Here is a 4,199-nt window from a genome sequence, read left to right as displayed (position 1 = left end):
GCAGCACATCGGTGCGGGGCGTGCGCATCGTGGCGATCACGGTCCAGCCTTGCGCGTGGAAGTGGCGGGCGGTCTCGAGCCCGTAGCCGGACGAGCAGCCAGTGATCAGGACGGTTTTCATTCGGTGCCTCGGTGGTGTGTTGACGATGACGGAACGATACCGACGAGAGTCAGGACTCTCTACAATCAACAGTCCGATATTCGTTTGCAGGAGTCCGGCCATGGTGGATCCGCTGGCAGAGGTGATCGCGCTGCTGCGGCCGCGTGCGGTGTACTCCAAGGTGATCAGTGGCGCAGGCGCATGGGCGGTGCGCTATTCGAGCTTCGGCCAGCCGAGCTTCTGCACGATGCTCGAGGGCGAGTGCCTGCTGGCCGTCGACGGACAGGAGCCGATCACGCTGGCGGCCGGCGATTTCCTGCTGATGCCGGCCACGCCCGGGTTCACGATGTCGAGTGCCGCGCTGGCGGCTGCGGTCTTCGTCGATCCCCGGGCCCAGCCGGCGCCCGAAGGAGAGATCCGCCATGGCCGGCGTGGCGGGCCGCCGGAGGTGCGCATGCTCGGCGGGTACTTCGCGTTCGATTCACCGGATGCGGCCTTGATGGTGTCGCTGTTGCCCAGCGTGCTGCATGTGCGCGGCGTCGAGCGGCTGCCGTTGCTGGTGCAGCTGGTGCGGGGCGAATCGATCGAGCAGCGACCGGGCCGCGAGCTGATCCTGTCGCGGCTGGTCGAGGTGCTGCTGATCGAGGCGCTGCGCTCCGCGCCCGGCGACACGGCACCGCCGGGCCTGCTGCGCGCGTTGGCCGATGCGCGCCTGGCCACGGCGATCCGCGACATGCATGGCGAGCCCGCACGCGCGTGGACGGTGGATGAACTCGCGAAGCGGGCCGCTCTGTCGCGCTCCGTCTTCTTCGAGCGCTTCTCGCGCGCGGTGGGGCTGTCGCCGATGGCCTACCTGCTCGGCTGGCGCATGGCCCTCGCGAAGGACCTGCTCGGCCGCAGCGGCGTCGCGATGGCCGAGGTGGCCGAACGCGTCGGCTACAGCTCGGCCAGCACCTTCAGCACGGCCTTCAGCCGGCACGTGGGGCAGGCGCCGGGGCGGTATGCGCGGCTGCAGTCGGCGGCGCAGCAGGGCTGAGGTCGAACAAGGCCGCTGCGACTGAACGCGGTTTGCGCTGAAGCGATGGTCGCTATGTACCGGTCGTCAGCAAGAGGGCCTGGCGATAGGCTTCGCCGCGCCGACGGCAGTGGGGTCGGATCTCAACCACATCGTCTGTACGTCATTGACGTGCATACGTCTGAGACGTACATTCCCAATGTTCACTTTTGCCGAGACCCCGACCTTTGTCGCTGAAGCAGACAAGGTATGGACAGAAGAAGAGCGGATCGACTTCTTTCGCTGGCTCGCAGCCAATCCGGAGGCGGGCGATCTGATTCCAGAGAGTGGGGGATGTCGGAAAGTGCGCTGGTCGCGCGCCGGCATGGGCAAGCGAGGTGGCGTCAGGGTCATCTACTTCGTTCGTTTGGCGTGCGGCGAAATCTGCCTACTGCTGGTGTATGCGAAGTCAGTGCGAGACAACATTCCCGCCCACTTGCTCAAGGCGATACGAGAGGAGATCGAACATGGTTAGTCGTCCTTCTTCGAAGCGAACATCCTCCGGTGAGGCTCTGGGGCTCAAGCTGTTGCAGTCAGTGCGCGAAATGAAGGCGGGCAGCGCTGCGCGCACGACGAAGGTTGAGCCGAACGAAGTGGTGCAGGCGCGTGAAAACACAGGCTTGTCGCAAGCCCAGTTCGCCGAGGCGTTGAGCATTTCCAAGCGCACGCTGCAGGAGTGGGAGCAAGGGCGTCGATCGCCATCGGGTGCTGCCCAGACCTTGATTCGCATTGCGATGAAGCATCCGGAGATCGTTCGCGAGGCACTTGCGTGAACGGGAGCCAGGTCATGCGGATGTTTCTGCGGTTCGCCGCTCCGCTTGCCCTCGTCAGCGGCGTGCTGCTGACCCCCTCCGCGCACGCCGATTCATCGCCCCCCGCCCGCATTCAGGCGCGGGCCAGCGAGAACGGCCAGTTCGTCGTGCGCGTCGTTCCAGGCAAGAGCATGGGCGATGTCTACGGCTACGGCGGCAGGCCCACGGGGCCGTTCGCGATGGCAGAGTGGCATCGGTTCGACGGCGTGTCGTATCGAAAGGTCCACACGACCTTCCTGTTGAACCCCATCGCGCCCATCAACATGGAGTTCACCAACCAGGGCGTGCTGGTCACCCTCGACAACTGGCACAACCGCGGGATCGGAAACATCCTCGTCATCTACGCGGCGAATGGAGACGTCATCAAGAAGTACACGTTGACGGACCTGTACTCGCTCGAAGACACCAAGCGCTTCCAGACCACGGCGTCGTCGATCCACTGGCGCTGCCAGGGCGTGTCGACGGTGCTGGAATCAGACAAGGAGCTGGTGATCGACGACAGCATCGGCGGGCGATTCATCGTCCAGCTGGACACCGGCGCCTTCCAGTACCTGCGGCAAGGCGGCAGTTGCCGGTGACGGCACGGCCCTGCGCGCCGGCCCCCGCTCCCCCACCCGCGACGCGCTCGGCGGGTGCCCGATCACCCGCTTGAACGCCCGGCTGAACGACGCCTCGGAGTCGTAGCCGAGCCGGTCGGCCGCCACCGCGATGCGCATGCCGTCGTTGGCGATCCAGTGGCGCGCCTGGAACATCTTCACCTTGGCGACGTACTTCGCCGGGCTCTCGCCCATCGTGCGCGTGAAGGCCTCGGCAAAACTGGAGCGCGACGAGCCCATCAGGTCGGCCAGCATCGGCACGCTCCAGTCGCGCTCGGGTTGCGCATGGATCGCCGCGATCACCTTGCCGATCTTCGGGCAGCGCACCGCCGCGATCCAGCCGGTGGAGTCGCTGCAGCCACATTCCACCCACGCGCGGATGATGCTGGCCGCCAGCACGTCGGCCAGCCGCGCGAGGATGCCGCAGGCGCCGATGCGGTCGAGCGCCACCTCGCGTTCCATCGCCTCGAGCAGCGCCGGCACGGTGACGTCGCGCGTCGCGAGGTCGCCCGCGTGCATCACGTCCGGCATCATCGTCAGCAGCGGGTGCAAGGGGTCGAGGTTGAAGCGCAGCGCGCCGCAGAACATCACGTCGGGCGGCACCGCGCTGTCGGCCTCGCCGCTTGGCACCGCCGGCCCGATGTTCTCGGCCCCCACCAGGTAGATGTTGTCCGAGACCGCCACCCGCGCCAGCGAATCGATGTCCACCGCCGGCACGTCGGGCGCGCTGGCCAGGATGTGGAAGCTGCCGCGTGGCAGCAGCACCGCATCGCCGGGGTTCAGCCGCTTCCAGTCGGTCGACGGGGTGCGCAGCCAGCTGCCGCCGCTGCCGACGAAATGAAAGCGCGCCGCGCGCTGCGCCGGAAACGCCACCGCCCACGGCGCCCGCATCACGCAGCGGCCGTACTCCACGCCATCGAGCCGCAGCCCCAGCAGGATCTCGGTCAGTTGATCTCGGTCGGACAAAAAGTCATTCATTTCGGCTCTTCCGGCATTCAAACGCCGAGATCCTAGCCATAAGCTGTGTTCCCAGTCCACCACAAGGCCTTCTCCCGGCCTGCGCAACGTGTCTTCTGCCCCGATCGCACTTCCAGATTCCCCTGCCGGCCATGCCGACTGGTTCGCCATTGCGTCGCTGACGCTGGGCGTGTTCGGTCTCGTCACGGCCGAGTTCCTGCCCGCGAGCCTGCTCACCGCGATGGCCGCCGACCTGGGCGTCACCGACGGCGCGGCCGGCCAGGCCGTCACGGCCACGGCGCTGGTCGGCGCGGTGGCCGCACCGTCGATCCCGCTGCTGACGCGCCGCATCGACCGCCGCATCGTCATGCTGGCGCTCACCGCGCTGCTGATGCTGTCCAACCTGATCGCGGCCACCGCCACCAGCCTGCCGGTGCTGCTGGTGGCGCGCGTGATGCTGGGCATCGCGCTGGGCGGCTTCTGGTCGATGTCGGCGGCGCTGGCGCTGCGGCTGGTGCCCGAGGCGCAGTTCGCGCGCGCGATGTCGGTGATCCTCACCGGGGTCTCGGTCGCCACCGTCGGCGCCGCGCCGATCGGTGCGTGGATGGGCTCGGTGTGGGGCTGGCGCAGCGCGTTCGTCGCGGCCGGCGTCGTCAGCGTGCTGACGCTCGCGGTGCAGC

7 protein-coding genes are annotated in these 4,199 nt (G+C 67.6%); 5 read left to right on the top strand and 2 right to left on the bottom strand.

What is annotated here, in order from left to right; genetic code table 11:
• On the bottom strand, nt 1–121 hold a 121-nt coding region (locus AC1D15_RS20200; RefSeq protein WP_477827374.1), incomplete at its 3' end, for an SDR family NAD(P)-dependent oxidoreductase.
• 100 nt (nt 122–221) lie between these two features.
• On the opposite strand from AC1D15_RS20200, the gene AC1D15_RS20195 reads away from it, so the two are divergent.
• The 4 genes from AC1D15_RS20195 (at nt 222) to AC1D15_RS20180 (ending at nt 2,544) form a co-directional block, all read left to right on the top strand.
• Entirely contained in the window at nt 222–1,136 is a 915-nt protein-coding gene (locus tag AC1D15_RS20195) for an AraC family transcriptional regulator (protein ID WP_477827373.1), read from the top strand.
• Nucleotides 1,137–1,314: 178 nt separating this feature from the next.
• Nucleotides 1,315–1,629: a transcriptional regulator gene (locus tag AC1D15_RS20190; protein WP_477827372.1), complete on the top strand. Its 315-nt coding sequence runs from the start codon at nt 1,315–1,317 to the stop codon at nt 1,627–1,629.
• Entirely contained in the window at nt 1,622–1,927 is a 306-nt protein-coding gene (locus AC1D15_RS20185) for a helix-turn-helix domain-containing protein (protein ID WP_477827371.1), read from the top strand. Before AC1D15_RS20190 ends, AC1D15_RS20185 begins: the two co-directional genes overlap by 8 nt.
• 14 nt (nt 1,928–1,941) lie before the next feature.
• Entirely contained in the window at nt 1,942–2,544 is a 603-nt protein-coding gene (locus AC1D15_RS20180; protein ID WP_477827370.1) for a hypothetical protein, read from the top strand.
• On the opposite strand, the gene AC1D15_RS20175 is transcribed toward AC1D15_RS20180, so the two are convergent.
• Nucleotides 2,440–3,540 (bottom strand): AraC family transcriptional regulator, encoded by a 1,101-nt coding sequence (locus tag AC1D15_RS20175; RefSeq protein ID WP_477827369.1) that lies wholly within the window; start codon nt 3,538–3,540, stop codon nt 2,440–2,442. The genes AC1D15_RS20180 and AC1D15_RS20175 overlap by 105 nt on opposite strands.
• A gap of 88 nt (nt 3,541–3,628) precedes the next feature.
• Here AC1D15_RS20175 and AC1D15_RS20170 point away from each other — a divergent pair.
• A partial coding sequence (locus AC1D15_RS20170; protein ID WP_477827368.1) for an MFS transporter occupies nt 3,629–4,199 on the top strand: 571 nt, incomplete at its 3' end.

The organism is Rhizobacter sp. P2_H2 (assembly GCF_056403375.1).
The sequence above is the reverse complement of the archived record's forward strand: the minus strand, read 5'-3'. Positions and strand labels throughout refer to the sequence as shown.